Consider the following 4,928-nt stretch of genomic DNA (forward strand, 5'->3'; position numbering starts at 1 on the left):
GCAGGACGGGCCAGCTGAGCCATTGGGGCATCGCGGACCTCCTCGTGCGGCGGGCTTCGGCTCCCACCCGGTACCCGCGATGCGATCACTTGAAACGGGGCGGGGCAAATCTTTCGCCCCGCCCCGGATCCGCGAACTCGCGATCAGGTGTTCTGCGCCTGCGCCTCCTGCTGCTCGGGCTGCGCCTGCGGCTCGGCCGAGCCGGTCGTGCGCGGCAGCCACACCCAGGCGACCACCGCGGCCAGCAGAATGAGCCCGGCACCGGCCAGGTTCGCCACGTGCATCCCGCTCATCCACGAGGTCAGCACCTGCTGGGCGAACCCGGCGCCCTGCGGGCCGAGCTGGGCGGCGGCCATCAGCCCGCCGGGCAGCGACTCCTTGGCCATCCCGGCAAGCTGCTCCGGCAGCTGCTGCACCGCCGGGTCCAGGTAGCCCGCGTAGGCGCTGCCCAGCACGCTGCCGAGCACCGCGACGCCGAGCGAAGCACCGACCTCCCGGGTGACGTCGTTGGTGGCCGAGCCCATCCCGGCCCGCTCGCGCGGCACGTTGGCCATCAGCTGGTCGGTGGCCGGTGCCATCGCCAGCGACATGCCGCCCGAGGTCAGCGCCAGCGGGAGCAGGAAGTGCAGGTAGCCGGAGTCGGCGGTCAGCGTGCTCAGACCGGCCATGCCCGCCGCGGCCAGCACCAGCCCGGACGCGATGGTCGCGCGCGGCCCGAACCGCCCGACGATGCCCGCGACCTGCGGGGCGATCAGCACCATCATCACCGACATCGGCAGCATCGCCACCGACGAGCCCAGCGGCGAGTAGCCGAAGACCAGGATCAGCGTCTGGCTCAGCGAGAAGAACACGCCGATCATCGCGAAGAACACCAGCGTCAGCGCGACCGCCGAGGCCGCGAACCCGCGGTTGCGGAACAGGCCCACGTCCAGCATCGGGTCCTTCGCGCGCCGCTCCCAGAGCACGAACAGCGCCACCACGACCAGCCCGATCGCCACCAGGATCCAGGTGCGCGCCGCGGTCCAGCCGACGTGCTGGGCGTCGATCAGGGCATAGACGACCAGGGTGATGCCGACGGTGGACAGCACCGCGCCGAGGATGTCGATGCCGCCGTGTCCGCCTTCGCTGGTGTCGGCAGCGGAAGCCTGCTGCGGCACGTAGCGGATGCTCGCCAGCACGCCGACGATCACGACCGGGATGTTGATCGCGAACACCGCGTGCCAGGAGAAGTACTCCAGCAGCAGTCCGGCCAGCACGGGCCCGAGCGAAGTGCCCGCGCCGGAGACCGCGGCCCAGATGCCGACCGCCCTGGTCCGCTCGGCGCTGGGGAACACGCTGGTCAGGATGGACAGCGTCACCGGCATGATCATCGCGCCGCCGAGGCCGAGCAGCCCGCGCGCGGCGATCAGCTCCGCGTTCGAGTCCACCAGCGCCCACACGTAGGCCGAGACCACCCCGAACAGCACCAGCCCGGCCTGCAGCATCGCCTTGCGCCCGTAGCGGTCGGCGATCGTCGAGGTGGTGAACAGCAAGCCCGCGAACACCAGCGCGTAGGCGTTGCTGAACCACTGCTGGTCCGACAGCGAGGAACCGAGTTCCTGCGACAGGAACGGCAGCGCGACGCCGAGCGAGGTGTTGGCCAGCATCGTCGCCGACAGCGCCAGGCACAGCACCACCAGCGTCGCCCAGCGGCGGCGGTAGACCGGTAGCGCGATGCCCTCGGCCGCGGCGCGGCGTTCACCTTCCGTGCGGGGCTGGCCTTCAGCGTGCGGCAGGCCGCCACCCGCAGCTTTCTCGGTGTCCGACACCGCGTCTCCTCACTTCCCCGTCGTGCGCATCCACCCACCAGGTTATGTCAGCACTGCCAATTGTCACTCGTGACACCTGCCACCGTTGACGTTCCGGTGCGCTGCGACGAACCTGGAGCGCATGACCGCCGCTACCGTGCGTGGGGACTCCGGGCCCCGGGGAACCGGGGCCGCTTCCGGCGGCCGTCCGGATGAACCGACGGACCGCAGGCGGCGGCGCCCCGCGCGGACCCGGGCGAGCATCGAGGAAGCCGCGTTGAAGCTGTTCACCGAGCAGGGCTTCGACGCCACCACGGTCGAGCAGATCGCCGAGGCCGCCGACGTCGCGCCGCGCACGTTCTTCCGCCACTTCCCCAGCAAGGACGCCGTGCTGTTCGGCGACACCACGCACGAAACCGAACGGATGCGGCAGGTGCTGCATTCCCGGCCGGTCGGCGAGCATCCGATGCGATCGCTGACCGCGGTGCTGCTGGACACCGCAGAGCGGGTGGAGCTGGACCGCCAGCAGCACCTGCTGCGCGCGCGGCTGCTGGAGTCGCTGGAAGCGACCGGGGACTACGAGTTCCACATGCTGCACCGGCGGTGGGTGCACGACGTCGTCGACGAGCTGATCCAGCACTGCGATGCGGCGGACGGCGCCGATCCGCGGCTCTACACCTGGGCGATCGTGCTGATGAGCTGCTTCGGCTCGGCGATGCGGACGTGGCTGGCGCGCACCGACGGCGCGCCGCTGCGCGAGGTGTTCACCGCGCTGCTCGACGAAACCGCGTCCGGGCTGGGCGGAGCGGCCGAACTCGCGGGCGGATGAGTGCGCGGGAGCCGCAAGAACGCGGCGGCTGAGCCCGGCGGCCGCCGGGACGCTTCCCGCCGGATGGTCGCCGACCGGGACTGGTCTGCCGGGAATGCCGCCGAGTTGCCCGGGCCGGGCCATCGGCGGCTGAAACGGCGGGAGAACGCCAACCGCCGGCTCGACCCGCCGCTCAGCGCACGGTGATGAGGTGTTCCTCCCGCGGGGCGAGCTCACCGATGACCGGTGCGCCCGGGACCTCTCCGGCCACCAGCAAGCCCCCGGAGGTCTGCGCGTCGGCCAGCAGCAGCGCCTCGTCCTCGGAGATCGCCGAGAGGTCGGCGTGCGGCCGCACCCAGTCCAGGTTGCGCTTCGTGCCGCCGCTGACGAAGCCGTCCCGCAACGCCTCCCTAGCTCCGTCCAGATAGGACACCGCTGCCGGATCGAGGTGCGCGGACACCCCGCTGGCGCGGGCAAGTTTGAGCAGGTGACCGAGCAGGCCGAAACCGGTCACGTCGGTGGCGCACCCGATCCCGGCCCGCACCGCAGCGTCGGCGGCGCCCGCGTTGAGCTCGGTCATCGCCGCCACCGCCTGCGGGAAGACCTCGCCGGTGGCCTTGTGCCGGGTGTTGAGCACCCCGATGCCCAGCGGCTTGGTCAGCGACAGCGGCAGGCCGGCGCGCCCGGAATCGTTGCGCAGCAAGGAATCCGGCGAGCCGATGCCGGTGACGGCCATGCCGTACTTCGGTTCCGGATCGTCCACGCTGTGCCCGCCCGCGACCGGGCAGGCCGCCTGCCTGCCGACGTCCATCCCGCCGCGCAGCACCTCGCCGGCCAGTTCCACCGGCAGCAGCTCGCGCGGCCAGCACAGCAGGTTCACCGCCACGACCGGCCGTCCGCCCATTGCGTACACATCGGACAGTGCGTTGGCCGCGGCGATCCGGCCCCAGTCGTAGGCGTCGTCCACGACCGGGGTGAAGAAGTCCGCGGTGCTGATCACCGCGCTGCCACCGTCCAGGCGCACCGCGGCCGCGTCGTCGCCGTCGTCGAGCCCGACGATCAGCTCGCCGCCGGTGCTGCCGTGCAGGCCCGCGACCATGGATTCCAGTTCACCCGGCGGGATTTTGCACGCGCAGCCCCCTCCGTGCGCGTACTGGGTCAGGCGGTGGGCGGAATTCGTCCGAAGCTCGGTCACCCCTGCGAGCGTAGGTCACCGAGCAATGACCGGCCGCCCGCGCGGCGCGGCATCCCCGGTGCGTAATGTTGTTCCGCGCCGTGCGGCGAGGGAGGCGTATGGGTGCCTGGTGGCCCCCGCGGTCTTCAAAACCGACGTGGCCGAGCACCTCGGCCAGGCGGGTTCGATTCCCGTCCGCCTCCGCCGGCCGGTCGAGGCGCACGCCTCGCGGTTCATCGGTGACGTGCGAGGTTCCCGAGCACGAGTTCGGTGAACTCCTCGGTCGTCGCGTTGCCACCGAGGTCCGGGGTGCGCGCGTCGTTCGTGGCCAGCGCGGTGGTGAAGGCGTCCGACACTTCCGCAGCCGCTTCCGGATGGCCGAGGTGGTCGAGCATCATCGCGGCCGACCAGATGGCGCCGAGCGGGTTCGCGATTCCCCGCCCGGCGATGTCCGGGGCGGAACCGTGCACCGGTTCGAACATGGACGGGAAGTTGCGGTCGGGGTCGAGGTTCGCGGCGGGAGCGATGCCGATGCTGCCCGACACCGCGGCGGCGAGGTCGCTGAGGATGTCCCCGAACAGGTTCGATCCGACGATGACGTCGAACCGGGCCGGGTCGAGAACGACCTTGGCGACAAGGGCGTCGATGTGCTCCTGGCGCCACGTCACGCCCGGGTGCCGGGCGCCGACTTCCTCGGCGATCTCGTCCCAGAACGGCATCGTGTGGACGATGCCGTTCGACTTCGTCGCCGAGACCAGGTGTCCGCGCCGCTGCTGAGCGGCGTCGAAGGCGTACTGCAGGATGCGCTCGGTGCCCGCTCTGGTGAAGACCGCTTCCTGCACGGCCATCTCCTCGGGGAAGCCCCGGTTCAGCCGGCCTCCGATCTCGGAGTACTCGCCCTCGACGTTCTCCCGCACGACGACGAAGTCGACGTCGCTCGTCGCCTTGGCGACGGGGCTCGGCACGCCATCGAGGACCTTGATCGGCCGCAAGTTCACGTACTGCCGGAACCGGCGCCGGATGGGGATGAGAAGTCCCCACAGCGACACGTGGTCCGGCACCCCCGTCCAGCCGACGGCGCCGAGAAGGATCGCGTCGTGGTCGCGGATGCGGTCCAACCCGTCGGGCGGCATCATCGCGCCCTCGTCCAGGTACCGGC

Annotated in this window: 4 protein-coding genes and 1 tRNA gene; 2 read left to right on the plus strand and 3 right to left on the minus strand. The window is 71.4% G+C overall.

All coding sequences use genetic code 11. The features are described from left to right. Nucleotides 1-143: 143 nt before the first annotated feature. Entirely contained in the window at nt 144-1,808 is a 1,665-nt protein-coding gene (locus IJH84_RS12660; RefSeq protein ID WP_295144409.1) for an MFS transporter, read from the minus strand. Between the two features lie 121 nt (nt 1,809-1,929). On the opposite strand from IJH84_RS12660, the gene IJH84_RS12665 reads away from it, so the two are divergent. Next, nucleotides 1,930-2,616 carry a TetR family transcriptional regulator gene (locus IJH84_RS12665; protein ID WP_295144411.1) on the plus strand — a complete coding sequence of 229 codons (687 nt, stop codon included), beginning with the start codon at nt 1,930-1,932 and terminating at the stop codon, nt 2,614-2,616. Nucleotides 2,617-2,788: 172 nt separating this feature from the next. Here IJH84_RS12665 and selD read toward each other — a convergent pair whose 3' ends face one another. Continuing rightward, nucleotides 2,789-3,790 carry a selenide, water dikinase SelD gene (selD, locus tag IJH84_RS12670; RefSeq protein ID WP_295144414.1) on the minus strand — a complete coding sequence of 334 codons (1,002 nt, stop codon included), beginning with the start codon at nt 3,788-3,790 and terminating at the stop codon, nt 2,789-2,791. 90 nt (nt 3,791-3,880) lie between these two features. Between selD and IJH84_RS12675 the strand changes: the two genes are divergently transcribed. Continuing rightward, nucleotides 3,881-3,973, plus strand: a tRNA-Sec gene (locus IJH84_RS12675). Between the two features lie 29 nt (nt 3,974-4,002). On the opposite strand, the gene IJH84_RS12680 is transcribed toward IJH84_RS12675, so the two are convergent. Continuing rightward, the coding region (locus tag IJH84_RS12680) for an isocitrate/isopropylmalate family dehydrogenase (RefSeq protein WP_295144416.1) at nt 4,003-4,928 on the minus strand (926 nt) is incomplete at its 5' end.

This window comes from Saccharopolyspora sp., assembly GCF_017434145.1.
GTDB classification, from domain to species: domain Bacteria; phylum Actinomycetota; class Actinomycetes; order Mycobacteriales; family Pseudonocardiaceae; genus Saccharopolyspora_C; species Saccharopolyspora_C galaxeae.